This window comes from Pseudomonas sp. P108, assembly GCF_032613195.1.
Classification (GTDB): Bacteria; Pseudomonadota; Gammaproteobacteria; order Pseudomonadales; family Pseudomonadaceae; genus Aquipseudomonas.
In genome coordinates, this window is sequence record NZ_CP126691.1 from 3558200 (window position 1) to 3583314 (window position 25115).

22 protein-coding genes, 1 tRNA gene and 1 pseudogene are annotated in these 25115 nt (G+C 57.2%); 17 read left to right on the forward strand and 7 right to left on the reverse strand.

The genetic code is table 11. The features are described from left to right. Positions 1–87 precede the first annotated feature (87 nt). The 8 genes from pnuC to QOM10_RS15635 all read left to right on the forward strand — a co-directional run bounded on the left by pnuC (position 88) and on the right by QOM10_RS15635 (position 6524). A complete protein-coding gene (gene pnuC, locus QOM10_RS15600) occupies positions 88–651 on the forward strand; it encodes a nicotinamide riboside transporter PnuC (protein WP_160040243.1) in 564 nt (187 codons plus the stop codon). Continuing rightward, entirely contained in the window at positions 648–1172 is a 525-nt protein-coding gene (locus QOM10_RS15605) for an AAA family ATPase (protein WP_160040245.1), read from the forward strand. Before pnuC ends, QOM10_RS15605 begins: the two co-directional genes overlap by 4 nt. A gap of 357 nt (positions 1173–1529) precedes the next feature. Further along, positions 1530–1982, forward strand: a complete 453-nt coding sequence (locus QOM10_RS15610; RefSeq protein ID WP_127927856.1) for a hypothetical protein — start codon at positions 1530–1532, stop codon at positions 1980–1982. Position 1983: 1 nt separating this feature from the next. Beyond that, positions 1984–2559, forward strand: a complete 576-nt coding sequence (locus tag QOM10_RS15615) for an adhesin (RefSeq protein ID WP_150751325.1) — start codon at positions 1984–1986, stop codon at positions 2557–2559. Between the two features lie 73 nt (positions 2560–2632). Beyond that, positions 2633–3637: a heme utilization protein gene (locus QOM10_RS15620; RefSeq protein WP_127927860.1), complete on the forward strand. Its 1005-nt coding sequence runs from the start codon at positions 2633–2635 to the stop codon at positions 3635–3637. Positions 3638–3699: 62 nt separating this feature from the next. After that, entirely contained in the window at positions 3700–4380 is a 681-nt protein-coding gene (locus tag QOM10_RS15625) for a C39 family peptidase (RefSeq protein ID WP_127927862.1), read from the forward strand. A 44-nt stretch (positions 4381–4424) separates the two neighbouring features. Then, positions 4425–5174 (forward strand): hypothetical protein, encoded by a 750-nt coding sequence (locus QOM10_RS15630; protein ID WP_127927865.1) that lies wholly within the window; start codon positions 4425–4427, stop codon positions 5172–5174. A 45-nt stretch (positions 5175–5219) separates the two neighbouring features. Continuing rightward, on the forward strand, positions 5220–6524 hold the full coding sequence (locus QOM10_RS15635) for a hypothetical protein (RefSeq protein ID WP_316916444.1): 1305 nt from the start codon (positions 5220–5222) through the stop codon (positions 6522–6524). A gap of 99 nt (positions 6525–6623) precedes the next feature. Here the strand turns inward: QOM10_RS15635 and QOM10_RS15640 are convergent, their stop codons facing one another. Then, positions 6624–7949, reverse strand: coding sequence for a sigma-54 dependent transcriptional regulator (locus QOM10_RS15640; RefSeq protein ID WP_127927869.1), 1326 nt, complete (start codon positions 7947–7949; stop codon positions 6624–6626). A 174-nt stretch (positions 7950–8123) separates the two neighbouring features. Next, entirely contained in the window at positions 8124–8306 is a 183-nt protein-coding gene (locus tag QOM10_RS15645; protein WP_150751323.1) for a hypothetical protein, read from the reverse strand. Between QOM10_RS15645 and QOM10_RS15650 the strand changes: the two genes are divergently transcribed. From QOM10_RS15650 to nhaB, 5 genes are all read left to right on the forward strand, one after another. After that, positions 8305–8571 (forward strand): hypothetical protein, encoded by a 267-nt coding sequence (locus QOM10_RS15650; protein WP_150751322.1) that lies wholly within the window; start codon positions 8305–8307, stop codon positions 8569–8571. The two genes, QOM10_RS15645 and QOM10_RS15650, sit on opposite strands and share 2 nt — an antisense overlap. A 279-nt stretch (positions 8572–8850) precedes the next feature. Continuing rightward, entirely contained in the window at positions 8851–10140 is a 1290-nt protein-coding gene (locus QOM10_RS15655; protein WP_316916445.1) for a hypothetical protein, read from the forward strand. Between the two features lie 132 nt (positions 10141–10272). After that, positions 10273–11202, forward strand: a complete 930-nt coding sequence (locus tag QOM10_RS15660; protein WP_316916446.1) for a hypothetical protein — start codon at positions 10273–10275, stop codon at positions 11200–11202. Between the two features lie 205 nt (positions 11203–11407). Beyond that, positions 11408–12328 carry a hypothetical protein gene (locus tag QOM10_RS15665; protein ID WP_316916447.1) on the forward strand — a complete coding sequence of 307 codons (921 nt, stop codon included), beginning with the start codon at positions 11408–11410 and terminating at the stop codon, positions 12326–12328. A 172-nt stretch (positions 12329–12500) separates the two neighbouring features. Continuing rightward, a complete protein-coding gene (gene nhaB / locus QOM10_RS15670; protein ID WP_127927877.1) occupies positions 12501–14003 on the forward strand; it encodes a sodium/proton antiporter NhaB in 1503 nt (500 codons plus the stop codon). Between the two features lie 1490 nt (positions 14004–15493). On the opposite strand, the gene QOM10_RS15690 is transcribed toward nhaB, so the two are convergent. The 3 genes from QOM10_RS15690 to gnd are packed head-to-tail and all read right to left on the reverse strand — an operon-like array spanning position 15494 to position 18812. Beyond that, the gene (locus tag QOM10_RS15690) at positions 15494–16315 is read right to left on the reverse strand and encodes an HAD family hydrolase (RefSeq protein ID WP_316916448.1); all 822 of its coding nucleotides are present in this window, start codon (positions 16313–16315) and stop codon (positions 15494–15496) included. Further along, positions 16312–17835, reverse strand: coding sequence for a glucose-6-phosphate dehydrogenase (gene zwf / locus QOM10_RS15695; protein ID WP_316916449.1), 1524 nt, complete (start codon positions 17833–17835; stop codon positions 16312–16314). The genes QOM10_RS15690 and zwf overlap by 4 nt, the downstream gene beginning before the upstream one ends. Continuing rightward, positions 17832–18812 (reverse strand): phosphogluconate dehydrogenase (NAD(+)-dependent, decarboxylating), encoded by a 981-nt coding sequence (gnd, locus tag QOM10_RS15700; RefSeq protein ID WP_034153922.1) that lies wholly within the window; start codon positions 18810–18812, stop codon positions 17832–17834. Before gnd ends, zwf begins: the two co-directional genes overlap by 4 nt. Positions 18813–19084: 272 nt before the next feature. Between gnd and QOM10_RS15705 the strand changes: the two genes are divergently transcribed. The 3 genes from QOM10_RS15705 (at position 19085) to QOM10_RS15715 (ending at position 24033) form a co-directional block, all read left to right on the forward strand. Next, positions 19085–19267: a DUF6026 family protein gene (locus QOM10_RS15705; RefSeq protein ID WP_127927883.1), complete on the forward strand. Its 183-nt coding sequence runs from the start codon at positions 19085–19087 to the stop codon at positions 19265–19267. Positions 19268–19476: 209 nt separating this feature from the next. Further along, positions 19477–21225 (forward strand): phosphoethanolamine transferase CptA, encoded by a 1749-nt coding sequence (locus QOM10_RS15710; protein WP_160040249.1) that lies wholly within the window; start codon positions 19477–19479, stop codon positions 21223–21225. 249 nt (positions 21226–21474) lie between these two features. Next, positions 21475–24033 (forward strand): hypothetical protein, encoded by a 2559-nt coding sequence (locus tag QOM10_RS15715; RefSeq protein ID WP_316916450.1) that lies wholly within the window; start codon positions 21475–21477, stop codon positions 24031–24033. Between the two features lie 243 nt (positions 24034–24276). Here QOM10_RS15715 and QOM10_RS15720 read toward each other — a convergent pair. Together QOM10_RS15720 and QOM10_RS31325 are read right to left on the reverse strand one after the other, a co-directional pair. Further along, positions 24277–24372 (reverse strand) — tRNA-Sec (locus QOM10_RS15720). A 48-nt stretch (positions 24373–24420) separates the two neighbouring features. Further along, positions 24421–24552 (reverse strand): SelB C-terminal domain-containing protein, encoded by a 132-nt coding sequence (locus QOM10_RS31325; protein WP_127927887.1) that lies wholly within the window; start codon positions 24550–24552, stop codon positions 24421–24423. Positions 24553–24763: 211 nt separating this feature from the next. Between QOM10_RS31325 and QOM10_RS15725 the strand changes: the two are divergent. After that, a pseudogene (locus QOM10_RS15725) lies at positions 24764–24997 on the forward strand (DUF6124 family protein); the annotation flags it as partial. Between the last annotated feature and the right edge of the window lie 118 nt (positions 24998–25115).

Consider the following 25115-nt stretch of genomic DNA (forward strand, 5'->3'; position numbering starts at 1 on the left):
CTCTCCCTCCGGGAGAGGGTTAGGGTGAGGGGTTTGGCCCAATGCAGTACAATCCGCCCCCTCCTCAATTTCCCCCAAGGAACCCCCATGTCCGGGCTTGAACTGTTTGCCGCCGCCCTTGGCGTGATCGCCGTGTGGCTGACGGTCAAACAGAATCCGTGGTGCTGGCCGATCGGGCTGATCATGGTGCTGCTCTACAGCTGGATCTTCTTCGAAGTGAAGCTGTACTCGGACATGTTGCTGCAAGTGATTTACGCCGCATTGCAAGTCTATGGCTGGTGGCAATGGACTCGCGCCGGGACGATGCATGACGGCCGCGAGGTCACCCGCCTCGATCAACGCTCTATCCTGATCGGCCTCGGTGCTGGCGCGGTCGGCAGCCTGCTGCTCGGCGCGGCCATGGCCCACTGGACCGACGCCGCGCAACCGTGGCTCGATGCCGCGCTCACCGGTTTCAGCCTGGTTGCGCAACTGTGGATGGCGCAGAAACGCCTGCAATGCTGGGCGTTGTGGTTTGTGCTCGATGTGATCTTTGTCGGCTTGTTCATCTATAAAGGGCTGTACCTGACCGCTGCGCTGTACGGTCTGTTCACTCTGCTGGCCATTCAAGGCTTTCGCGAATGGCGCGCTGACCCGGCGTTGCGCACATGAAGGTCGTGGTGCTGACCGGGCCTGAATCCACCGGCAAGAGCTGGCTGGCGGCGGGCCTGCAACAACGCTTTGGCGGTGTGCGCGTGGATGAATACGTGCGCCGCTTTATCGAACTCAATCCCCGTGACACCTGCCTGGCCGACATCCCTGCCATCGCTCGGGGCCAGTTGCAACGGGAAGATGAAGCGCGGGCGCAACAGCCGTCGTTGCTGATTCTCGACACTCACTTATTGAGCAACATGCTGTGGAGCCAGACGCTGTTCGGTGACTGCCCGGACTGGTTGGCATCCGAGTTGCTGACCCGGCATTACGACCTGCACCTTCTCTTGTCCCCGGAACAGGTCGACTGGACCGATGACGGTCAGCGCTGCCAACCGGATCTGGACGAGCGTCTGGCGTTTTACCAGTCCACGCAAAACTGGCTGGAAACCCACCATCAGCGCTTTCTGATCATTCAGGGCAATTGGGCCGAACGCCAACGACAGGCTTTTGCCGCCGTCGAGCAACTGCTGGCGGAGTGACCCGGCCAACGGGTCAGTTTCCCCAATGATCCCCCCTGTTTTGGGGGCAAAGTGTCCGATCCTGAAACACTCCGTGAGGTGCAAAGTGCCCGTCTCAGCACTGTTCACTGTTTTGTCATCGCCGTTGTTTCACGGTTGAAACACATCGTCGCAAACCCTCGTTCCAGAGCTTTGTTCAGCCAATAGACAGGTCGGCGCGCGCACGCGTGTATCAATCCTGAAACAGTGTGTGTATCAGCTGCGCGGCTGATTTTTGCAAGCATCTGAAACCAAACGACATTTAAAAAGCGGCACAGCTTTCGCTCTCTCCTTCACAACGCTGACTCGGGCCAGCCCACTGAAGAAGGAATTGCAGCCGTGGGGAATATCCAAAAAGGTTTGACCTGCCTTCTGCTGATCGGATCAGCAGCCAGCACATTGCTCAGTTTCAATGTCCACGCAGAAGGCAATGGCGTCATCGTCCTCAACCGCGATGTCCAGCCGATCCCGATTGGTCGCAATGGCGGCAAAGACCCCTACCCGACCACCGTCAATGCCAATCCGTCCGCACGCATCAACTCCACCATGAACAGCACCGAATTGAGCGACGGCGACTTCGCCGGTGTCGCCAGCGGCAGCGCGTTCCGCACCGTCAACAATGTCCAGGCCGGCAGCAATCTGCCAGGCCTCAATACCGTCACCAATCCCAATGGCATGCCCGGCATGAGCGCAGGACACGGCGGCGGTTCCGGTGGCGCGATTTCCGGCACGATCAACCGCGCCATGAGTTCCGGCCTTGCGCCATTGACCCGCATGGCCGGAGGCCAATGAGATGAATCGTTCACTCCTTCTGCTTGCCCTGCTCGGTTGCACCACTGCCATGGCTGCTGAACCTGGTTCAGTGAACAAGGCCAACATTCAAGATTCCGGGGTTCAGTACCGCGGCAATTTCAACGTCAACCAGGCGGCTGGCGATCAAATGCAACAGGCCAACGTCAAGGCTGTGGCGATCGGCACCGAATCCCACGCCACTACCAGCGTCATGCAGAAAATCGATACACCTGCCTCGCGCTCGATGGACGCCAGCGCAACCATCGGCGGCACCTCTTTCAGCAATGGCAACGGGATCCTGGGCGTGAACCAGGGTGCCGGGGCCAACAACCAGATGGCCAATGTGACGCGCGTCAGCATCAGTGCTGCCCCGCAGAGCGTTGACGACAGTGCCCTTTCGCAACAGAACGTGGCGCTTTTACCGAGCTCAGGAGCAACTGGTACCTCACCCGGCAGTCGCCAGGTCACGACAAGTGATCAGGCCTTCACCGGCAGCCGCGGGGTAATCCAGGTGAACCAGAGTGCCGGGGTGGGGAACCGAATGGCTAACACCCTGAGCATCCGGGTCGCTGACTGACCCAAACAACAAAAGCAGTGCAATTAGAAAGTACCAACACTTAACCAACTAATAAGCACGATGGAGAAACACCATGAAACCTACAATGGCTCTCAAACCACTGGTTTTCGCACTTGCAGCAGTGATGGCAATCGCAGCACAGGCAGGCGGTCGTGATGACGATCATGGTAATGGTCACGGTAATGGTCACGGTAACGGCCATGGTAATAACCAGCCTAAAGGCCCAACCCTGGAACAACTGCTGCAAATCACCGCAGGCGCTGGTGCCGCTGTGCTTGACGTGCAAGACAGCGACGGCAACGTGGTGAAAAACCAGGGCACTCTGAACAACGCTAATGCCAGTGATTCGCTCAACGGTTCCAACGGCAACATGGGCGCCAACGTTGCAGCCGGCGACGGCAACCAGCAGGACAACGCTGCTGCGCTGGCCACAGCTGACGAAAGCTTCATCTTCGGTAACGCTGTTGCTGCTTCGAGTGCAACTCAAGTCAACAACAACAACTATGTGAAAAACTCGTCCACCTTCAACAACGCTACGCTCAACAACGCAGGCAACAATGGTTCCGGCAACATCGGCATCAACGTCACTGCCGGCAACTTCAACCAGCAGAAAAACAACCTGGCGATCGCCGTATCCGGTGGCCGCGTAGCTCAGGCTGCTGCTTCTGCCAACCAGTCTTCCACTGGCCTGGTTGTAGAAAACAAAGGCGTGCAGGCCTACAAAACCGACACCCTCACCGGCACTTATGCCGCTGCTGGCGTGTTCAAAGCCAAAGGCACTGCAACCATCGAAGATGATGACCACCACGGCGGTTATGGCAATCGTGGCGGCGGCCACGGCGGCAACGATGACCAGAAAGCCAAGTTCGAAGCCGTGGGTACCTTTGGCCTCGCTGGCGTAACCACTCAGCAAGTGATGACCAAAGACGGCTGGAAAGCCCCTGTGGTCAACAATGCCAACATGACCAACTCGATGAACAACTTCTCCGGCAACGGCGGAGCCAACGTCTCGGCGGGTGTGGGCAACCAACAAAGCAACTCGCTGTCCATCGCTGCTGGCTGCAGAGCCTGCCTGTAATCGCGATCGAACGAAAGCCCCGGAAACGGGGCTTTTCCTCAGTCCGCAAAGGCGTATCGATCATGCGTAAGACTGCCCTCCTCGCTCTGCTTTTCGTCTGTGGCCTGACTCAGGCCGGTCAGATGCCCGTGGCTGCCCTGCCGGGTGGCACGCTCGTCTACAAAAACGTGCAGAGCATCCGTGAGCGCAAGTTTGCCGACATCGTCGAACAGAAAACCGATTTCAGCTGCGGCGCTGCTGCACTGGCAACGGTATTACGCCAGGCCTATTGGCTCGACGTCGATGAGGAGCACATCATCAAAGGCATGCTGGTCAACGCTGACCAGGACCTTGTTCGTACTCAAGGTTTTTCCATGCTCGACATGAAACGCTACATAGAAAGCATCGGCATGCGCGCCAGGGGTTACAAGATTCCACCGGAAAAGCTCGAAGCGGTAACGATCCCGGTGGTGGTACTGATGGAAATTCGCGGCTACAAGCATTTCGTCGTGTTGCAGCGTTCGGACAAGGACTGGGTTTACATCGGAGACCCGGTGCTCGGCCATAAACGCTACAAACATGATGACTTTGTCAAAGGTTGGAACGGCATTGTCTTCGCCATCGTCGGTCCCGGATATGACAAGGCCAACGCCTTGCGCAGCCCTCCGGTGCCCTTGACGGCCAAGAACAAGCTGGATGGTTTCAACCCGGTCAAAGATGCTGAATTGATGGATTTCGGGTTCATTCAGAGCGACTTCTTTTAATCGCCGATTATAGAAAATGGGACTGGATGTCCCGGGAGCAGCAGATGAAAACCTCATACTGGCTGGCCGCCGCCTGCCTGGCAGCGAGTGCGTCAGGCTATGCCAATGCAGGATTCAAACCCATAGAAATCAAGGACCAGGAGCTCGCCGAGCTGCGTGGTCGTTATGTCATGCCGGGGCGGATTATCAGCTTCGGCATTGTCATGAGCAGTACCTGGCGCAACGCCAGCGGAGACCTGATCGGAGCGTCTGCCTCGATGCAGGTGCAACAGGCCACAATCAAACCAGAATTCTACGTTTCGACCATCAAGGAGATGGGCAACGGCAGTACGCCGGAACTGGGCACAGGATCGATTATCGGCGGTGCCGGTCTTAACTCATCGTCGGGCGTGACGCAGAGCGTACGCGCGGCGGGTGATGGCAACACGGCGAACAACAACGTCGCCATCAACGTCAAGGAAGCCAATCAGGCGCCAGCACTCGCACCCGCACAGGGCCAAGCCCTGCTGGCCGGCCAGACCATTTCCGGCAGTAATGCCGCCGGCAATGTCGCGGTGTCGGCAACCGGTACGGGTGGCGTGCAAATGGCGATTCAAGCCAGTGGCAATCAAGGTTCGGCGCTGCAACAGGTCGCCTCCAGCGGCTTACTGCAGAACACCCGCCTGCTCGGCAGTGCCAACGTGGTCAATAACCTGACTCAACTTAATGTCGTACTCAATAATAACGGCAGAAGCGCCGGCGCACTGGATTGCAACCTGACTCAACTCGGGGCCCTACGCAGTATTGGATATTGAACTACGCTGAGTCTCGATCATTGGGCTTAAAGGGACGGCTTATTCATGTATCGATCAGTATCACTGCGTGCCGCAGTGTGTTTGAGCACTCTTCTTCCTGCGGCGATGCTGCAAGCAGCACCGGATGCAGATGTACAGGCCCTGAAACAGGAACTTCTGGAGCTGAAACAACGATACGAAGTACAACAAAAGGCCCTGGCGGTTCTCGAACAACGAGTCCGCCAGGTTGAAGAACAACCCGCCGCCCCACAACCAAAACGGCTGGCAAAATCGCCGTCGGACATGAAAGGCAACCGCGTCGCCACCGGCACCGGTGCGGCAGCAGCATCAGGAGGCGCCGCCGGGGGCAGTGGCGCTTCTTACGGGCAATCACTGGCGGACGACTCACAACCGGCGCAGAGCGTTTCCAACCTGTACGACGAAGCCAGCGGCTTCTTCGGCGGCGGCAAGTTCAGTGTCGAAACCGGCATCACCTACTCGCGCTATGACACCCGTCAGCTGATTCTCAACGGGTTCCTCGCACTCGATTCGATCTTTCTTGGCAACATCAACCTTGACCGGATCAAGGCTGACACCTGGACCCTCGACCTTACCGGCCGCTACAACTTCGACAACCGCTGGCAGTTCGACCTGAACGTGCCCGTGGTCTATCGCGAATCGACTTATCAGTCGGGCGGCGGCAATGAGGGCGCGGCCGGTGTCACTACAGAAGAAACCGTCACCAAGGATCCCACCATTGGCGACGTCAACTTCGGCATCGCTTACAAGTTTCTCGACGAGTCGGTCAATACACCGGACGCGGTGGTCACACTGCGGGTCAAGGCGCCAACCGGCAAGGATCCGTTCGGGATCAAACTGCGCCAGACCGATGCCAACTCCAATCTGTTTGTGCCTGACACCCTGCCCACCGGCAACGGCGTCTGGTCGATCACGCCGGGCATCTCGCTGGTCAAGACGTTCGACCCGGCGGTGCTGTTCGGCAGCTTGTCCTACACCCACAACCTGGAGGAGTCGTTTGACGACATCAGCTCGACGGTCAACCAGAAAAACCCGGGCAAGGTAAAGATCGGCGACAGCTTCCAGATCGGCGCCGGTATTGCGTTTGCACTGAACGAGAAGATGAGTATGTCGTTCTCGGTGTCTGACCTGGTGCAGCGCAAGAGCAAGCTGAAACAGGATGGCGGGGATTGGGAATCGGTGGTGTCCAGCGACGCCAACGCCGGTTACTTCAACGTCGGCATGACCATTGCGGCCACCGATAACCTGACCATTGTGCCCAACCTGTCCATCGGCATGACGGATGATGCCCCGGACTTTTCCTTCAGCCTGAAATTCCCGTATTACTTCTAGGCAAAAGCCAAAGATCGCAGCCTGCGGCAGCTCCTACATCGGATTTGTGTAATCCCTGTAGGAGCTGCCGAAGGCTGCGATCTTTGGCTCTTCAGCCAGCTAGCGGATCTGATGTTTGTGCAGCAAACGGTAGAACGTCGGCCGCGACACCCCCAGGACTTTGGCCGCCACACTGAGATTATCGCTGTGCCGGTTCAACACATCGCACAGTGCCTGGCGCTCGGCGCGGGTCTTGTAGTCTTCCAGCGTGCCCATGGGTGTCGCGATCGAGTGCTGGCTGATCAGCCCCAGGTCTCGGGCCTCGATCTGCCGCCCTTCGGCCAACACCAGCCCGCGCCGCACACGGTTGGCCAGCTCACGGACGTTGCCCGGCCAGTCATGTTTGCCCATGGCAATCAGCGCGTCTTCGCTGAAGCTGCGCGGGCGTCGACCGGTTTCGTGGCTGTAGAAATGGGAAAAATGGTTGGCCAGCATTGAGAGGTCGCCGTGGCGTTCGCGCAAAGGCGCAGTGACCACTTGCAGCACGTTGAGCCGGTAATACAAATCTTCGCGAAATCGCTTCTTCTCAATGGCCGCTTCCAGGTCGACGTGAGTCGCCGCCAGAACCCGCACATCCACCGGAATCGGCTGGCTGCCGCCGACACGTTCAATGTGCCGTTCCTGCAGGAAACGCAGCAGATTGGCTTGTAGCTCCAGCGGCAGATCGCCGATTTCATCGAGAAACAGCGTGCCGCCATTGGCCGCTTCGATGCGCCCGATCTTGCGTTGATGCGCGCCGGTGAAGGCGCCTTTCTCGTGGCCGAACAGCTCGGATTGAATCAAATGCTCAGGAATCGCCCCACAATTGATTGCCACAAACGGCTTGCTGTGACGCTGGGACTGGCGGTGCAGCGTGCGCGCGACCAGTTCTTTGCCGGTACCGCTTTCGCCGCGGATCAACACAGGCGATTCGGTGGGTGCCAGTTTGCTGAGTAGTTTGCGCAGTTCACGGATCGGTTTGCTGTCGCCGAGCAGTTCATGTTCGGGCTGATCGACGTGGATCGTGCCTTGCCCGCGCAAACGCGCCATGCCGAACGCGCGCCCGAGCGTCACCTGCACGCGCGAGACGTCGAACGGCAAGGTATGAAAATCGAAAAACCATTCACAAACGAAGTCACCGACGTTCTGTAAGCGCAGCACTTCCTGATTGAGCACGGCGATCCATTCGGTGCCACTGCGGCTGATCAGTTCTTTGACGGCTTCTGGACGTTCGAGGTGAAACGGCTGCAAACGCAACAAGCCGACGTCACAACTTCGATCGGCAGCGTTTTCCAGGGTACAGCTATCAACATCCCAACCTACGGCGCGTAATCCGGGCAATAAGCGGTGGCAGTCGTCGCACGGATCGACCACCAGTAAACGTCGTAACGCAGGCGCTTCGCTCATGACTGTTCCTTGGCGCCAAATTATTAGAAATGATTGTAAAAACAGTCATTTGGCAGACCCGACTGTAACATTAGCAAGATTTTGACAGGGCCTTGTATCGATTGCTTATAGGTGTACAAGCAAACACGTTATAAGAAGCAAAGTTGTTAGTGAGCTATCGACTATTCCCCGGGTTCAACCTTTCAGCCAGCTTTCAAAAGTTGCCGGAATAATGCGCACATGAAAGAAAGTTGAAATTTCTTTGCTGGCGAGTGTGACCTGCTCCCCGGTTGCGTGCATCAGTACAAGTACCAGCCGAACGGTAAGCCCAACCGACGGCACATCACTTGATTGGGCACCATAGAGAGAACAACCCATGACCGCCCCGCTCCGTATCAACGAAGCTCTTTTGATTGCCAACCACGCGTTCAAACCTTTCCAGTGCGTGGCCTGGGCGCCACAAGACGGCAATGGCGAACTGAGCCTTACCGTCATTGACCGAACCAATTCGCACATCCGTCGCAAACAGATCCCAAGCAGCGCCTACTCCGATCCAGCGCAACTCGAGCAACTGCTGCAGCAGGCTCGCGCTGAACTCAGCGAAGAAGGTTACAGCCTGCAATCGTGGTCGATGCCGCACTAACAGCCGGGCGATGCGGATGACTTTCAGGTCATCCGCCCTCTTCGCTTAGTTGTAATCTTTTAAACACCCGATACTTTTGTACAACTCTTTGCAAGGTGCTCAGGCTTAACTGCTTGGCCGGCTTGCTATTGGTTCAAAAAGACACTGTTCTGGCACAGTGCGACCCTCCACCTGTTAGTTCTTACAGTTGTACTTCTCCCGGTTCAGGGATTGAATGTTCCGCTCATGCAGTTACCCACCCGGTTTCCGGTAAAGGTCAACTCGCAAGGAGATGCGTGCATGTCCACTCTGAACACTTTTGCGCTGCCGGCGTTATCGACGTCTGCCGGTCAACTCGATAAAACATTTGCCAGCACCGGCATCGCCCAAGTGTATTTCGCTGACAGCCTGTCCAGCCTGACCGAGGATATCGCCCTCGATGCGCAGGGGCGGATCCTCGTCGCGGCGAAAGTCGGCGTTGCTGCCGGCAATCGATTCGGACTGGCACGAATGCTCGCCGATGGCTCGGCCGATCTGGCCTTTGGCGATAAAGGCAGCGTGATCGATACCTTTGCCCCAGGCTTCGAAGCCACGGCCGGTAAAGTCCAGGCACTGCCCGACGGGCGCATCCTGCTCGCCGGCCTGCATTATGAAAACGCTCATCGCACCCTGCCCGCACTGGCCCTGTTCGACGCTCAGGGCAAACCGGATTTGCGCTTTGGCGACAATGGTCGTCAGGTGGTGCGCTTGCCCGGCGATCTGTCCATGGGCAGCCGTGATGCCTGGCTGCCGCCGGGCGTACCGGGCGCCGAAGCCTGCGATTTCGTCGTCCAGGAAGACGGCCATATTCTGTTGATCGCCAATCACCACTTCGAACTCGCCGACCATGCCGGCATGCTGATTCGCCTCAAGCCCGACGGCAGCCTCGATGAAACCTTCAATGGCCGCGGTTTTGTGATGATTCGCCACTTGCTGCTCAACACCTGGCTGAGCAGTCTGCTGGTGCAAAAGGATGGGCGGATTGTGGTGGCAGGCTCCATCGACTTCCCGCAGGAGGGTTTATTGGCGCGCTACCTGCCCAATGGTCGCCTCGACGAACGCTTCGCCGTGGATGGTTTCATGGCGTTCAAGGCGCACGGCAAAAGCGCTCTGGTCAGTCAGGTCCTTGAGTCCGCCGACGCGCTGCACTGTTTCGGCAGCAGCCGCGATCCGATTCGTTGTATGGCGTACAGCCTGCACACCAATGGCCGCCCGAACCTGCACAACCATGCCGGCCAACCCCAACTGCTGGAAATCGGCCCCAGCGGCTGCCAATGGAGCGCCGCGCAACGTATGGCGGACGGCCGCATCATCGCGGTCGGTGCAACCATTGGTGGAATCGAAGCGGACTTTATCGTCGCCCGCTACTCGAGTGATGGCGGCCTGGATCACAGCTTTGCCGACGGTAAAGGCTGGCTGCGCACGCGCTTGGGCCGCAGCCTGGACACAGCCAATTCGCTGGCCGTGCAAGCGGATGACGCCATTCTCGTGGGCGGTTATTCACTGGATGGCAATTACCGGGCGATGGTGGCGCGGTATCTGAATCAATAGGCAGGCGGGACTGACCGTTCGTCGAAAACAGGTCTGTACCTGTAATTTCTGACAGTAGACGTCAACCTTGATCGGGCATCAGATAGCAGGGCGCAGAAAGCGGCGCGCCCATTCAGAAAAAGGAATTTTGATATGAACGATCTAGTGACACCGTCCAAACATCGGACATCGGTTGAGCTTTTCGGTGGAAGCGCTGAGCTTGCAGCTCCCCGGCTCATTTCAATCACCAATGGTGACAACCAGGTTATTCCACCTGACGGTACAACCACGAACGGTGATCTGTCTTTCGTCGGTTCGGCGGAGCCGAATCAATTAGCCGAGATACTGGACCATGGTATTCCTGCACACCCTCCCGTGAATGTTGACGCAACTGGTCATTTCAGCGCCCTGCTGCTCAATCAGCAACGAGGCCATCACGTATACAGTGTGAAAACAGCTGATGGTCAAGAGTCAGCGACGTGGACTGTCAATGTAGATGTGAGCGAAACGCTCTCAATCGACTCGGTATACGAACCTGACGGCAGGCCCGTCGGAAGAGGTGAAACCACTTTCCATAATGTGCTGCATTTTATTGGCACGGCCACGCCAGGCAAAGTAGTGGAGCTGGTGAATAACGGCACGGTGCTAAAACTCTTGAATGTCGCTGACAACGGGCATTGGAGCGCCATTCTCGAGAACCTCATGACAGGCACCCAGAATTTCATCGCGCGGGAGACAAATGGGCAGCAATCATCCCCTTGGCAGGTCCATATAAAAGAACTGGCACCGATCAGCATTCAATTCGTCTTGGGCAATGAACACTTTCAATTGATCGGGAATGGCGATTCCACGACTGATAGAAAGGTGACATTGGTTGGTACAGCAAATCCCGGTGAAACCGGGTGGATTGTCGACTATGAGCGTGATCTCGTGCCTTTTGCGGCAAATGATTGCGGTGTCTATTTCGCAACGGTCGAAGGTCTGGAAGACCGCCACCACACCTTCAGGCTCCGATCCGATCGCGGTCGGGTCTCAACGCCTTGGGTAATCCAGGTGGTTTCGTCGAAATTGCCAAAAAATTAGGTTCCTTACATAAGCAAAACAAATCCGCCGAGTCATGACTCGGCGGATTTTTTTCGTTCCGGCAGCGTTAGAGTAAAGGCATTCACCGTTCGTCCGGAATGCGCCTGTACCTGTAATTTCTGACAGTAGACACCAATCTTGATCGGGCATCAGATAGCAGGGCGCGCATGAATCATGCGCCGTCATCTGATAAGGGAGTTTTGAAATGAGCGAGCAAGAGGCACTGCAAAAACAAAATCCATCTGCCAAGACTTCAGACTATAACGCGAGAACCCTTCCCCGAATTCTTACAGTTACCGATCAGTACGGTGACCCCGTCCAGAACCCCGGGTTCACTAAAAGCAATCAACTTTATTTCGAGGGGAAGGCCCCGCGTAGTGAACTTGTGGAACTACTGGATAAGGGTATTCCCGTCTATCATCCCGTTTACGTTACAGAACATGGTGACTTCAATTTTTATCTGACCGATCAACGATCGGGTGATCATGAATACAGTGTAAAAGACAGTAATGGTTACGAGTCAGCGCCATGGGTGATCACTCTGGATATAACTGACGCGGTATCTATCGACTGGATAACAGGTCCTGACGGTCAGATGATCGAGGACAACGGTAGCACTCTGTTTAGCGAGCTGGATTTTGTTGGCCAAGGCGAAGCGGGTCAGAAGATCGAGCTGCTGGACAACGGCGTGGTCGTACAAACGTTTGCTGTAAATGAAATGAAACGCTGGTTTGGCAATGTAAAGGAACTGTCGACAGGTAGCCACGAATTCATGGCTCGAGGGCAAAAGGGTCAGGAATCAGCTGTCTGGCGCGTCCTGATCAAAAAACCGGCACCGCTCAGTATTCGCTTTGTACTGGGCCAGGAAAATTATCAGCTAATAGAAAATAACGGTGCAACGACGGATCAGGTACTGACCATAGTTGGCACGGCGAACCCCAATGAAAAGGGCTGGGTCGTCACAAGTGCGAACGCTGCCGAACCCTTCGCAGCAAATGAAAGCGGTGTCTACTTCACAACTTTTCGGAACTTGGCAGCAGGGCGTCATAGCTTCAGTCTAAGATCCGATTTGGGGCGTGTCTCAGCGCCATGGGTGGTCATAGTGATTTACTCGAAATTGCCGTAACTCATTTCCCGCACGATCAAACAACGCCCCGCCGAGACATGCGTCGCAGGGGCGTTGTGTGTTCAGTGCCAGAAAGCCTGGCTACTACAAATTTGCGTCAAACCCAGTTACACCTTGAACTTGCATCGCACATCCGGCAACTTGCGCGCTTCAATAAAACAAGGAGCAACCGATGTCCGGTTCAATGGCCCAGGCGTTCGCGCACAATTTTCTCGGGCAATCGCCACGTTGGTACAAGGCGACCATCGTCGGTTTTCTGATCCTCAATGCGCTGGTGCTGTTCACGGTTGGCCCGGTCGCGGCCGGCTGGTTGCTGGTGATCGAATTCATCTTCACTCTGGCCATGGCGCTCAAGTGCTATCCGCTGATGCCCGGTGGCTTGCTGTTGATCGAAGCGTTGCTGCTGAAGATGACCACGCCGCAGGCGCTGTACGATGAACTGGTGCACAACTTTCCGGTGATCCTGCTGCTGATGTTCATGGTGGCCGGCATCTACTTCATGAAGGATCTGCTGCTGTTTCTGTTCTCGCGCCTGCTGCTGGGCGTACGTTCAAAAGCGGCGCTGGCGTTGATGTTCTGTTTTCTCTCGGCATTTCTCTCGGCGTTTCTTGATGCCCTGACGGTGACAGCGGTGATCATCAGCGCGGCGGTCGGCTTTTATTCTGTCTATCACCGCGTCGCGTCCGGTAATGATCCGCGCCAGGACAGTGAATTCGCTGACGACCAGAACCTGCCGACACTGCATCACGAAGATCTGGAGCAGTTCCGCGCATTCTTGCGCAGCCTGTTGATGCACGGTGCGGTCGGTACGGCGCTGGGCGGTGTCTGCACATTGGTGGGCGAGCCGCAGAACCTGTTGATCGGCCACGAAATGGGTTGGCACTTCGGCGAGTTCTTCACCAAGGTTGCGCCGGTTTCGCTGCCGGTGCTGGCGGCGGGTCTGGTCACCTGCGTGTTGCTGGAAAAGCTGCGTTGGTTCGGTTACGGCACACTGCTGCCGGACAATGTTCGCGCCGTGCTGGCCAACTATGCCGCCGAAGACAACGCCGAACGCACGGCGCGCCAACGCGCGGCACTGCTGGTGCAAGGCGCTGCGGCCCTGATCCTGATCGGTTGCCTGGCCTTGCACATCGCTGAAGTCGGTTTGATCGGCTTGATGGTGATTGTGCTGATCACCGCGTTTACCGGTATCACTGACGAGCATCGTCTGGGCAGCGCGTTCAAGGACGCCATGCCGTTCACCGCGTTGCTGGTGGTGTTTTTTGCGGTGGTCGCGGTGATTCACGATCAACAGCTGTTTGCACCGCTGATCCAGTGGGTGCTGGCCCTGCCGGTCGAACAACAACCGGGCATGCTGTTTATTGCCAACGGTTTGCTGTCGGCAATCAGTGACAACGTGTTTGTCGCGACGATTTACATCACCGAAGTGAAGCAGGCGTTCCTCGCCGGGCACATGAGTCGTGAGCATTTCGAGACGTTGGCGATCGCGATCAACACCGGCACCAACCTGCCAAGTGTGGCGACGCCGAATGGTCAGGCTGCGTTTCTGTTCCTGCTGACCTCGGCGATTGCGCCGCTGGTGCGCCTGTCGTACGGGCGGATGGTGTGGATGGCGTTGCCGTACACCTTCGTGATGGGGCTGCTGGGTTGGTATGCGGTGAGCTACTGGCTCTGACAAACACTGAATAAACCTGTGGGAGCGAGCCTGCTCGCGAAGAGGGAGTGTCAGACAACAGATTCGTTGCATGACACACCGCTTTCGCGAGCAGGCTCGCTCCCACATTTGGTTTTGCGTGCTTTCAGCGAGGCAGGATGTATTTCTCGATCGCTTGGGCTACCGCTCTGACAAACACTGAATAAACCTGTGGGAGCGAGCCTGCTCGCGAAGAGGGAGTATCCGACAACAGATTCGTTGAATGACACACCGCATTCGCGAGCAGGCTCGCTCCCACATTTGGTTATGCGTGCTTTCAGCGAGGCAGGATGTATTTCTCGATCGCTTGGGCTACCGCTCTGACAAACACTGAATAAACCTGTGGGAGCGAGCCTGCTCGCGAAGAGGGAGTGTCAGACAACAGATTCGTTGAATGACACACCGCTTTCGCGAGCAGGCTCGCTCCCACATTTGGTTTTGCGTGCTTTCAGCGAGGCAGGATGTATTTCTCGATCGCTTGGGCTACCGCTCTGACAAGCACTGAATAAACCTGTGGGAGCGAGCCTGCTCGCGAAGAGGGAGTGTCAGACAACAGATTCGTTGAATGACACACCGCATTCGCGAGCAGGCTCGCTCCCACATTTGGTTATGCGTGCTTTCAGCGAGGCAGGATGTATTTCTCGATCGCTTGGGCTACCGCTCTGACAAACACTGAATAAACCTGTGGGAGCGAGCCTGCTCGCGAAGAGGGAGTGTCAGACAACAGATTCGTTGAATGACACACCGCATTCGCGAGCAGGCTCGCTCCCACATTTGGTTATGCGTGCTTTCAGCGAGGCAGGATGTATTTCTCGATCGCTTGGGCTACCGCTCTGACAAACACTGAATAAACCTGTGGGAGCGAGCCTGCTCGCGAAGAGGGAGTGTCAGACAACAGATTCGTTGCATGACACACCGCTTTCGCGAGCAGGCTCGCTCCCACATTTGGTTATGCTTGCTTTCAGCGAGGCAGGATGTATTTCTCGATCGCTTGGGCTACCGCTCTGACAAACACTGAATAAACCTGTGGGAGCGAGCCTGCTCGCGAAGAGGGAGTGTCAGACAACAGATTCGTTGCATGACACACCGCATTCGCGAGCAGGCTCGCTCCCACATTTGGTTTTGCGTGCTTTCAGCGAGGCAGGATGTATTCGATCGCTTGGGCTACTGGCTCTGACAAGCACTGAATAAACCTGTGGGAGCGAGCCTGCTCGCGAAGAGGGAGTATCCGACAACAGATTCGTTGAATGACACACCGCATTCGCGAGCAGGCTCGCTCCCACATTTGGTTTTGCGTGCTTTCAGCGAGGCAGGATGTATTTCTCGATCGCTTGGGCTACCGCTCTGACAAACACTGAATAAACCTGTGGGAGCGAGCCTGCTCGCGAAGAGGGAGTGTCAGACAACAGATTCGTTGAATGACACACCGCATTCGCGAGCAGGCTCGCTCCCACATTGGTTTTTGGGTGGAGTCAGTGAGGGAGGATGTATTGCTCGATCGCCTGGGCCACGCCGTCTTCGGTGTTCGGCGCGGTGACCACGTCGGCTTGGCGCTTCACCGCCTCCTCCGCCTGCCCCATGGCAATCGACAGGCCTGCGCAATGAAACATCGCTGGGTCGTTGCCGCCATCACCAATCGCAGCGGTCTGCTCCAGCGGTATGCCCAAGTGCTCGGCCAAAGTCGCCAGAGCGGTGCCCTTGTTGGCCTCTAGCGCCGTCACGTCGAGATAAACCGGTTGCGAACGCGACACCTGCGCCATGCCGTTGACCTTCGGCAACAGTTGCGCTTCCAGTTCGATCAACAGTTCCGTGTTGTTGCTGGTCGCGACAATCTTGTCGATGCGCTGCAGATACGGCTCGAAACTCTCCACCACGACGGGTGGATAACCGAGGCCGTGCTGTTCGCGCGGCACCATCGGCCCGTGCGGATCCTTGAGCAGCCAATCGCCGCCGCTGAACACCCAGATTTCAACGTCCGGTTGATCAGCGAACAGCGCCAGCGCAATCAGTGCAGTGGTAGCCGGCAGGTAATGCGCGACCAGCAAACTGCCATCCGGGTTGACGATAGTGCCGCCATTGAACGCCGCCGTCGGCAAATCAACACCCAGGGCTTCGATTTGTTGCAGCATGGCTTTCGGTGGCCGGCCGGTGGCGAGGCTGAACAACACGCCCGCCTCCCGCAGCGAACGCACCGCGTCGATGGTGCGTTGGCTCAGCGTGTGATCCGGCAGCAACAGTGTGCCGTCCATGTCGCTGAGCAGAAAACGGATGGGTTGTTTCGGCACATCACTCATCCGAGGCCATGCCAGACGCGGCCATCGCGAGTCAGCAGATCTTCGGCAGCTTGCGGGCCGTCCTCACCCGCGGCATAGGCCTGCACGCTCGCGTCCTGTTGCCAGGCATCAAGGAACGGCTGCACAGCGCGCCAGCCGTTCTCGATGTTGTCGGCACGCTGGAACAGCGTCTGATCGCCAGTCAGGCAGTCGTAGATCAAGGTTTCGTACCCCGTCGACGGCTGCATCTCGAAAAAGTCTTTGTAAGCAAAACCCAGCTCGATGTTGGCCATGTTCAACGCTGGCCCCGGCCGTTTGGCCAGCAGGTCGAACCACATGCCTTCGTTCGGCTGGATCTGGATACGCAGGTAAGTCGGCTGCAATTCGTCGACTTCGGTGTCACGGAACTGCGCGTAAGGCGCGGGTTTGAAGCAAATGACGATCTCGGTATCGCGCACACTCATGCGCTTGCCGGTGCGCAGGTAGAACGGCACGCCGACCCAACGCCAGTTGTCGATCATCACCTTCAGCGCCACGTAGGTTTCCGTGGTGCTGTCAGAGGATACGTTGGGCTCCTGGCGGTAGCCGTTCAACGCTTTGCCATCGACTTCGCCGGCGCTGTACTGGCCGCGAACCGAGTTGGCGCGGGCTTCTTCGGTCGTCCATGGACGAATCGCCCCGACCACCTTGGCCTTCTCGCCGCGTACCGCGTCAGCGCCGAACGCCGCGGGCGGTTCCATGGCAACCATGGCGAGCAACTGGAACAGGTGATTGGGCACCATGTCGCGCAATGCACCGGTGTGTTCGTAAAAACTGCCACGGGTTTCGACACCGACGGTTTCCGCGGCGGTGATCTGTACGTGGTCGATGTAATGGTTGTTCCAGAACGCTTCGAACAGGCTGTTGGAGAACCGGCTGACCAGAATGTTCTGCACGGTTTCCTTGCCCAGATAATGGTCGATCCGATAGATCTGCTTCTCGGACATCACCTTGAGCAAACAGGCGTTCAACGCTTCGGCGGTTTGCAGATCGGAGCCGAACGGCTTCTCGATCACCACCCTTCTGAACGCTTCAGGGGTTTCTTCCAACAAACCGGCGCTACCGAGTCGGCGCACCACTTCGCTGAAGAAACGCGGCGCGGTGGCCAGGTAGAACACCGCATTGCCGGTGCCGCTGTCGGCGATTTTCGCCGCCAGGGCTGAATAGGTGCTGTCGTCCAGAAAGTCGCCCTGAACGTAGCTGATACCTTTGGCGAGCTTGGCCCACAAGGCCGGATCAAGCATCTGATCGCCCTTGCCGACTTTCGCGGCCACTTCGGTACGGATGAAGTCTTCGAGCTTTTGCGCGAAGGCCTCATCGGTAATGGCGTTGTGGTCAACGCCGACGATCCGCAGATTTTCGTCAAGCAAGCCGTCGCGACTGAGGTTGTACAGCGCCGGCATCAGCAAGCGCTTGACCAGGTCGCCGTGGGCACCGAACAAAAACAGCGTGGTCGGTGGTGCGGGTTCTGCCTTGGATTTTCTGCGGATCGTATGGGTCATTTCTTCGGTGTCTCCACGTGGCCGCCGAAGCCGAAGCGCTGGGCCGAAAGAATCTTGTCGCCAAAGGTGCCCTGGCCGCGCGAGCGGTAGCGCGAGAACAGCGAGTTCGACAGCACCGGTACCGGCACCGCTTGTTCCATGGCCGCTTCGATGGTCCATTGACCTTCGCCGCTGTCAGCGACGGAACCGGAGAAACCGTCGAGCTTCGGATCGCTGGCCAGCGCATCGGCGGTCAGGTCCAGCAGCCACGAAGACACCACGCTGCCACGACGCCACACTTCAGCAATGTCGGCCACGTTCAGGTCGAAACGCTGATCTTCCGGCAGGCGCTCGCTGGATTTGGTCTTGAGGATGTCGAAGCCTTCGGCAAACGCGGCCATCATGCCGTACTCGATGCCGTTGTGAATCATCTTCACGAAGTGCCCGGCACCGGCAGGACCGGCGTGGATGTAACCGTGCTCGGCACGATGATCTTCAGACTTGCGATCCTTGGTGCGCGGAATGTCACCCATGCCCGGCGCCAGAGCAGCGAACAACGGGTCGAGGCGCTGCACGGTTTCAGCGTCGCCGCCGATCATCATGCAATAGCCGCGCTCCAGGCCCCAAACGCCGCCCGAGGTGCCGACGTCGATGTAGTGGAGGCCTTTTTCGGCCAAAGTCCTGGCCCGGCGAATGTCATCCTTATAGTTGGTGTTGCCGCCGTCGATGATGGTGTCGCCGGCTTCGAGCAAAGTGCTCAGGGTGTTGATGGTGTCTTCGGTGGGTGCGCCGGCCGGCAACATGACCCATACCGCACGCGGTTTGGCCAGGCCGGCAACCAGTGCCGGCAAGTCGGCGACGCCGGTGGAGCCCTCGGCGACCAGGTTATCGATGAAAGCGGTATTGCGGTCGTAAACAACGGTGGTGTGACCGTTGAGCATCAGACGTCGCGCAATATTGCCGCCCATGCGGCCCAGTCCAATAATCCCGAGTTGCATGTGCTGATGCTCCTTACTACAAATAAATGTGTGTCATTGGTTATAGCCCAACGCGACTGATGGAGGTTAGTCCAGAGCGTTGCGATGAAGTTTCCGGGCATTGTGCCCGATCCAGACTGATAACGCCCCGAATCCTGCTGAAGACACACCGACCATGAAAAATAAAAAAGTTCCATTCACAGGCAAAAGAAATCAAAATCGGCGCCGATAGTAGATCTGTACCGCAAGCCGGGACGACCTACAGTTGATGCACGCCATTTGCGAGGTGAGCAATGGGCACAGTACACACAGCAATGCCGCCACAAACCCTGTACGTGACGATTCGTCGCGATGAATTGCGTCAGTTGAAAAACGAACGCGACCAGTTGAAGCAGGAGCTGGCGCAACTGCGCCTGTTGACCCAGGGTGCGCAACCGCAACCTTTGCCGGTCGTTCAGCGTCATCCCCACGCCTGATCCCCCGCCTGATTCGGGAACGGCAGCGGCTGTTCCCGACGCGCTACCCTCTGGCTGCATGCCCCACGGCAAAAGCGCCGCTTAACAAAACTTTCACATTCTCTTCGTAATACTCCGCCCCATTCTGGCCGTACCTGCGCGTACGGCCTCCGTTCGTCGGCTTCATGGATGTTCCGGCGGTGGTTGTAACGAGTGAGCTGGAGCGCCGAATGGCATTGTTCAAACGCAGCAAAACGACTGCGACAGGTTTCGATTGGGCCGGTTTTCTCTGGCTGTTTGTATTCTTCTGGTACTTCTCGGGTATCACCCAACTGCTGATCCAGCTGACCGGCACTTCCGGCTTCACCGGGTTCCGTCAGGCGTTCGTCATGAGCGCGATCTGGCTGGCGCCGATGCTGCTGTTCCCCAAACGCACCAAACTGCTCGCCGCCATCATCGGCGTGGTGCTGTGGGCGTGCTCGATGGCCAGCCTGGGCTACTTCTTCATCTATGAGCAGGAATTCTCCCAGAGCGTCATCTTCATCATGTTCGAGTCGAACGTGTCCGAAGCCGGCGAGTACATGACCCAATACTTTGCCTGGTGGATGGTCCCTGCGTTCCTCGCACACACTGCCTTCGCTTACTTCCTGTGGACGCGTCTGCGCCCGGTGTACATGCCCCGTGGCCGTGCATTCGTCGCAGCAATGGCCATTCTGATTGCAGTGATCGGTTATCCGCTGGTCAAGCAAACCCTGCGCATGGGCACCTTCGCCCAAGGCTTCGAGAAATTCGAAACCCGCATTGAGCCGGCGGTGCCATGGCAGATGGTCGTGGCCTATCACCGTTACCAGGAAACCCTCGCCGACATGCAGGGCATGCTGCACAACGTCAGCAAGATTCCGCCGCTGAAAAATCTCAAGGATGCCTCGGCCGATCAGCCGAAGACCCTGGTGCTGGTCATCGGTGAGTCGACCAACCGCCAGCGCATGAGCCTCTACGGTTATCAGCGCAACACCACGCCGGAACTCGACAAGCTCAAGGATCAACTGGCGGTGTTCGACAACGTCGTCACCCCTCGCCCCTACACCATTGAGGCGTTGCAGCAGGTTCTGACCTTTGCCGACGAAGAAAATCCGGATCTGTACCTGTCGACGCCGTCGCTGGTCAGCATGATGAAACAGGCAGGCTACAAAACCTTCTGGATCACCAACCAGCAGACCATGACCAAGCGCAACACCATGCTCACGACCTTCTCCGAGCAGGCCGACGAACAGGTGTACCTGAACAACAACCGCAACCAGAACGCCGCGCAGTACGATGGTGACGTGATCGAGCCGTTCAACAAGGCGTTGACTGACGCGGCACCGCGCAAGCTGATCGTTGTGCATTTGCTCGGCACACACATGAGCTACCAGTACCGCTATCCGCCGACGTTCGACAAATTCCAGGACCGCAACGGCGTGCCACCGGGCGTGCGTGATGATCAGGTGCCAACCTACAACAGCTACGACAACGCCGTGCTGTACAACGACTTCGTGGTGTCGAGCCTGATCAAGGATTACGCCAAATCCGATCCGAACGGCTTCCTGCTGTACCTCTCGGATCACGGTGAAGACGTGTTCGACTCGGTGGGCCACAAGACCCTGGGCCGCAACGAAAACAAACCGACCGCGCCGATGTACACCATTCCGTTCATGGCCTGGGCTTCGCCGAAGTGGAAAGCCAACCACGACTGGAACTTCGCCGGCGACCTCGATCGTCCGTACAGCAGCTCGCACTTGATCCACACCTGGGCTGATCTTGCCGGCTTGAGTTTCGATGAGCTCGACCGCAGCAAAAGCCTGGTCAGTGACAGCTTCAAGGTACGGCCACTGCTGATCGGCGACCCGTATCAGACCGATCAGCGTGCACTGATCGACTTCAGTTTGATGAAGCCGAAGAAACCGACCGCAACCGTCGCTGACGCCGTGGAGCAATAACGTTGCGTTGGATGTGCAGGCATGAGAGCAACTGAATAGCGCTCTGCCTGATCGTTGAAAAGCTCTGTATCGAAAGATGCAGAGCTTTTTTTATGCCTTCGGAAATCCGGATCGTTCGATGAACGATCCATTGTGCAAACGCCTACCGCACGTCGGATTTCAGCCCTTACCTGTCAGATCTGACAGGTGCGTAATTCCACCAATCCGCTTTCAATCACTCCGTCACCTCACCGAACGGAGCACGCCCCCATGTCCAACCCAACACCGGATGCCCTGAAGTCCCTCTACTTCCCCGCCCTGAACCCGCTCGACCCAGCGGAAGACTACGATGGCGGCATCCCCATTCGTGGCGTGGAAAACGGGTTGCAAGGCACAGTGCCTGCCTGGCTCTCCATGAACATCGGCGACCGGGTCGATGTTTTCTGGAACAACGCTACGCAGGCAGTGTGGAGCAAGACCATTCAATACGAGTCCGAACTCAATCGGGATGTGACCTTCACCCTGGCCAAGGATTTTGTGCTCGACGGTAATGCCACCAACGTTTACTACAAGATCACCGGCAAGAACCATCCCGGCGAAGAATCCAGGCCCCGTTTGAAACTGCTGATCAAACTCACCCGCCCCGGCGAATACGACGACATCCCCGGTGATGACGGCCACTCCGACCTCAATTTTTCCCTCGACCGCTACGAAATCGACCAGGATTTTCCGCAAAACGGCGTGGTGACGATGCGCATCGTCCCCTACCGCAACCTGACCCGCTACGACCGCATCCACGCCCGCTGGGGCAGCCAGCAAGTGTTGCATCTGGTCAGCCCGGAACAAGCGGCGGATCCGCTGAAAAACCCCATCGACATCACTTTCGATTACACGCTGATCAAGGCCGCCGGCGATGGCTCAGCGGTGGCCGTGGCGTTTCAGGTGGTCGACCGCTGCGGCAACTACCCCGACGAGCGCGCGCCGTGGTCAGCCCTACAGTCGGTGCTGGTGGACATGAACGGCGACCGACTGGATTCACCACTGGTGCTGATCCAAGGCAAGCCGACCGATCGGGTCGACCTCGACACACTGGGTGACGATGACGTCATCGTTCGCGTGTACACGCCGACTAAAGACTTTGCCGTGAACGATGAAGTCCTCCTGACCTGGACCGGCACCCCCGCCCAAGGCCCGCAAATCATCGTCGGCCCGTTATCGATGCCGGTGGAGTTCGTGCCCTTTCAGCTCGACTTCATCATCCCCAACGAAGCCGTACGTGCCATCGCCAAGGGCAGTGCGTCGGTGGGTTTTGTTCGGCGCCGCGATGGTGAGACCGACCGCCCCTCGAAAAACGCCAGCGTCAGCGTCGTCGGCGACATCAGCCGATTGCTCGCACCTGGCGTCGCCGAGGCACCTGGCGGGACGTTGCCAGTCGATACGCCGTGGGCGACGGTGAGTATTCCGTGGTATGTCGGTCGCAACGGCAGTGATCTGCTGAACCTGATCTGGGAAGCAAAGGCGCCCGGCGGCGACCCTGTTTACTACGAGGACCCGCGCCAAGTCGGCAACGTAGCGGATGGCGAACCCGTCTTGCGCGCCGTTGCCCAGAGCGATATCCAGCGTTTCGATGGCCTGAGCGTCAAGGTCTACTACGTCGTCACCAACAGAGACAACCTGCTGCTGAGCGTGCGCGAATCGCTGCCGTTCATGATGCAGGTGGGCGTGCCAATGCCGACCTTTGATCGCCCGGAAGTCGAAGAAGCAGACGCCAATGACGTGCTGGATCCGGACAAGGTGTCGCCGACCGGCGCAACGCTGGTCGCGCCCTTCCTCGGCACCCAGGACAAGGACCGCGTGACCTACCGCTGGCGCGGCTCGGCCAGCGGCGGCAGCACCAGCGATTATCTGGACATGATTCCGGCCACGGTGGGTAAACCGGTGAAGTTCACGGTGGGCAAGGCATTCGTGACTGCCAATCGTAACGGCACGGTGGTGGCGGATTACAGTATTCATCGGGGGGGAGAAACGCTGGGGCATTCGCGGGAGTTGACGTTGGGAGTTGGCCAGGCAACTGCTCCAACTATCGATGCGGTGATAGGCTCTCCCAGCAATGTTGAAATCCCTCAAGGCGGGGAAACGGAGGAAACGGCCGTAACCCTGAGCGGCATCGCTGCCAAAGGCCAGAAAGTCGAAATCTTTGACGGCGCAGTCTCCAAAGGTCCGGCACCTGCAGATCCCACAACCGGTGTCTGGACGCTGCTCGTCAGTGCCCTGGCTGTGGCTGCACACAGCTTTACCGCCAAGGCGTTGTATGGCAGTGAGATGTCATCCAATCCTCCGAGAACCTTAAGGGTAGTTGAGCCTTATATAGAAGAAAACTTCGACAACGTAGTAGATCAAAGAATTGTCGATTTAAATGCAACAATGGAAACTCCACTAATGACTATTAAAAATTTACTTGATGGTGCCGGCCCTCAGTATTATGCAGCAATTTGCAACACTGATGATTTTTACCCAGAAAAAATAAGTGGAAAAGTGCTGTTTATCAGTCACTTTTACACCGACTTCTACGGCAAATCATACATAATAAACCTTAAAAATCAATACAAAAAAATATCATTCTGGATAAAATCAGACAGAAGCATACGTGGACATATCATCCTTAAAAACGGCACAACCAACGTAGGACAACTAACAGTTAGCGGCTCTGAACTTACTCCAAATCTCTGCGAAATAGCGTCATCCGATTTTTTCAATGCAATAGAGCTAAATATGACCGGAGGCTTTTCATTTAAATACCAGATCGATCACATTCGACTATATAAATAACTACAATTACAGTTAAACGGAATTAAACGGGGGCAGACCACGTTATCTGCATTTCTGATCGAAGATCGCAGTCTTCAGTAACTCCTAAGCGATTCATTGTAGGAACTGCTGCAGGCTGGGACTAAACGGGGCCAGACTACGTTTTTCCAGCATTTCGAATTAAAAGATCACCAGCCTTCGGCAGTTCCTACAGATATGTGAGTAGGAGCTGCCGAAGGCTGCGATCTTTTGATTTGTAAGAACTGGCGGAAGGCAGCCGGAGTCGAACCTGCCCAGGAGCGGATGCCCTCCCCAACCAAGTTTGAAGCCCGGCCGCGCCACCGGGCGCGATTGCCTTCCTTGAACTCATTGTGCGTCGGCGTGGGCCAGCGCGTTGTCGGAGCGGATCTAGCGGGATTCACCGATACGCCTTGTCACGCCGATGCGATCAAAATACTCCAGATACTTTTTGCCTTTTAAACTCCTGCGTTTAAGAGACACCTCAAGACACGTCTTCAAGGCTACATATCCTTGCGCCATTGCCTACAGCTACGCCAGAATCCGCCGGTTTGTGCGCCTTGGGGTTGGGCCTTATCGTGGATCGGTCGCTGACGAATCAGCGATCGGGTTTAGCGATCCGATACCTTACAGACGCTCAATCCCCAGTCTCAATTGCAGCTTTGTCTGTCTGCACTTGGCGTCATGGTGGCTGTGCGTGGGAGACCTTCGGGTCTACCCGGGGTTTCTGTGACCCGGATCGCTAACCTGCGTACAGCCGCCACCCCGTAAAACCCGCCGGATGTACGCCGTCACCGCGGACTTCAAAAACGAGGAATTGCTGGCCGATGCCTGCGAAACCCTCGCCTCCGCCAGAACCATCGCCAATGACTTTCAGCGACGGACGCTTTCAGGGATCGCGCAACTGATCATGCTGGGCGAACTGGCGGTGAATCGGGTGATGGGTAATCTGGATTTACCCCAATAGCGCCCCCCCACCGATGATCGTTCCCGCGCTCCCGCGTGGGAATGCCTCAACGGACGCTCCGCGTTCGGCTCTGGAAGGGACGCAGAGCGCACCGGGCTGCATTCCTTTGCTGCGCGTG

Excerpts from the sequence above, each read along its gene's own strand:
- pnuC (WP_160040243.1), top strand. The coding sequence starts at position 88 with ATGTCCGGGCTTGAACTGTTTGCCGCCGCCCTTGGCGTGATCGCCGTG.
- QOM10_RS15605 (WP_160040245.1), top strand. The coding sequence starts at position 648 with ATGAAGGTCGTGGTGCTGACCGGGCCTGAATCCACCGGCAAGAGCTGG.
- QOM10_RS15615 (WP_150751325.1), top strand. The coding sequence starts at position 1,984 with ATGAATCGTTCACTCCTTCTGCTTGCCCTGCTCGGTTGCACCACTGCC.
- QOM10_RS15620 (WP_127927860.1), top strand. The coding sequence starts at position 2,633 with ATGAAACCTACAATGGCTCTCAAACCACTGGTTTTCGCACTTGCAGCA.
- QOM10_RS15625 (WP_127927862.1), top strand. The coding sequence starts at position 3,700 with ATGCGTAAGACTGCCCTCCTCGCTCTGCTTTTCGTCTGTGGCCTGACT.
- QOM10_RS15630 (WP_127927865.1), top strand. The coding sequence starts at position 4,425 with ATGAAAACCTCATACTGGCTGGCCGCCGCCTGCCTGGCAGCGAGTGCG.
- QOM10_RS15635 (WP_316916444.1), top strand. The coding sequence starts at position 5,220 with ATGTATCGATCAGTATCACTGCGTGCCGCAGTGTGTTTGAGCACTCTT.
- QOM10_RS15640 (WP_127927869.1), bottom strand. The coding sequence starts at position 7,949 with ATGAGCGAAGCGCCTGCGTTACGACGTTTACTGGTGGTCGATCCGTGC.
- QOM10_RS15650 (WP_150751322.1), top strand. The coding sequence starts at position 8,305 with ATGACCGCCCCGCTCCGTATCAACGAAGCTCTTTTGATTGCCAACCAC.
- QOM10_RS15645 (WP_150751323.1), bottom strand. The coding sequence starts at position 8,306 with ATGGGTTGTTCTCTCTATGGTGCCCAATCAAGTGATGTGCCGTCGGTT.
- QOM10_RS15655 (WP_316916445.1), top strand. The coding sequence starts at position 8,851 with ATGTCCACTCTGAACACTTTTGCGCTGCCGGCGTTATCGACGTCTGCC.
- QOM10_RS15660 (WP_316916446.1), top strand. The coding sequence starts at position 10,273 with ATGAACGATCTAGTGACACCGTCCAAACATCGGACATCGGTTGAGCTT.
- QOM10_RS15665 (WP_316916447.1), top strand. The coding sequence starts at position 11,408 with ATGAGCGAGCAAGAGGCACTGCAAAAACAAAATCCATCTGCCAAGACT.
- nhaB (WP_127927877.1), top strand. The coding sequence starts at position 12,501 with ATGTCCGGTTCAATGGCCCAGGCGTTCGCGCACAATTTTCTCGGGCAA.
- QOM10_RS15690 (WP_316916448.1), bottom strand. The coding sequence starts at position 16,315 with ATGAGTGATGTGCCGAAACAACCCATCCGTTTTCTGCTCAGCGACATG.
- zwf (WP_316916449.1), bottom strand. The coding sequence starts at position 17,835 with ATGACCCATACGATCCGCAGAAAATCCAAGGCAGAACCCGCACCACCG.
- gnd (WP_034153922.1), bottom strand. The coding sequence starts at position 18,812 with ATGCAACTCGGGATTATTGGACTGGGCCGCATGGGCGGCAATATTGCG.
- QOM10_RS15705 (WP_127927883.1), top strand. The coding sequence starts at position 19,085 with ATGGGCACAGTACACACAGCAATGCCGCCACAAACCCTGTACGTGACG.
- QOM10_RS15710 (WP_160040249.1), top strand. The coding sequence starts at position 19,477 with ATGGCATTGTTCAAACGCAGCAAAACGACTGCGACAGGTTTCGATTGG.
- QOM10_RS15715 (WP_316916450.1), top strand. The coding sequence starts at position 21,475 with ATGTCCAACCCAACACCGGATGCCCTGAAGTCCCTCTACTTCCCCGCC.
- QOM10_RS31325 (WP_127927887.1), bottom strand. The coding sequence starts at position 24,552 with ATGGCGCAAGGATATGTAGCCTTGAAGACGTGTCTTGAGGTGTCTCTT.